The 558-nt window shown below is 30.5% G+C and carries 1 protein-coding gene; it reads right to left on the reverse strand.

From position 1 onward, the window contains the following. Positions 1 to 372: 372 nt before the first annotated feature. The coding region (locus ACFIJJ_RS10120; RefSeq protein WP_375646861.1) for a hypothetical protein at positions 373 to 558 on the reverse strand (186 nt) is incomplete at its 5' end.

Genomic DNA, 558 nt, shown 5'->3' on the forward strand with positions numbered 1-558 from the left:
TTTCCACTATTTACAGAGAGCTTTTCATGAAACAATTGTTGAGATTTTAACCTGTAACGTTTTTTGAACAGCTGTAACTTTTTTTTCTTAAATGGAAGTGTGTACTTTTTTCTTGCTCAGTAGATGCAAAATTTAATTTCCTTTCTCCCGATATAAGGTTGTTGCCACTTATTTCCAACAAATTTGGTGGGATTCGCATTTATTTAAAAATGACAGATTATCAAGTATGCCTTGGACAATGAATTACCGTACATTTCGCAGAAATTATGCCAGAAATGTGAACAATAATGGAAAGACACGAGTAAGAAAATGCTTAGAGCCAAGCAGAAGGCATTGCGAACTTATACTGAAAATGCGATTAAAATTATTAATTTAAAAAAAATGAAAATCAAGTTGGCAGTTTACCAAATCGTAAAATTCGGGACATTTGATTTTCGATATTTTTATTTCTTTTAAATTAACAATTTTAATCGCAGTTAAAGAACAAGTTCGAAATACTTTCAATTTTGCTCTAAGAATTTCCACAATTATTGTCCACATTTTTGCCGTAATTCTTTG

Origin of the sequence: Bartonella sp. TT29SHDZB, assembly GCF_042193395.1 — a bacterium.
Lineage (GTDB): Bacteria > Pseudomonadota > Alphaproteobacteria > Rhizobiales > Rhizobiaceae > Bartonella.